The 263-nt window shown below is 60.5% G+C and carries 1 pseudogene; it reads left to right on the top strand.

Features of this window, described 5'->3' with window-relative positions:
• Positions 1 to 263, top strand: a pseudogene (locus tag EOD29_RS32550) (hypothetical protein); the annotation flags it as partial.

The raw sequence follows: 263 nt of genomic DNA, 5'->3' as shown, positions 1-263 counted from the left end.
ACGACAAGCATCTGGCGCAGCTGCGCTCGGAGCCGACCTATCTGATGGCCGAGTTCCTCTATTCGATGAAGGTTTTCGGCATCAACACCGCCGAGGATATCGAACGCTTCGCCGATCTGCACAATGATTATGTGGTATCGCTCACCCGCGATCCTGCCAAGCTGCAGCGGCTGGGGCTCTCGCAGGATCGGGCGCTCGCCTCGATGTTCACTGCCGACACCAAGCCGCGGCTGATCCAGAACTGGGCTGAAAAAGCCGGCGCG

Source organism: Mesorhizobium sp. M1A.T.Ca.IN.004.03.1.1, from assembly GCF_003997555.1.
Lineage (GTDB): Bacteria > Pseudomonadota > Alphaproteobacteria > Rhizobiales > Rhizobiaceae > Mesorhizobium.
The sequence above is the reverse complement of the archived record's forward strand: the minus strand, read 5'-3'. Positions and strand labels throughout refer to the sequence as shown.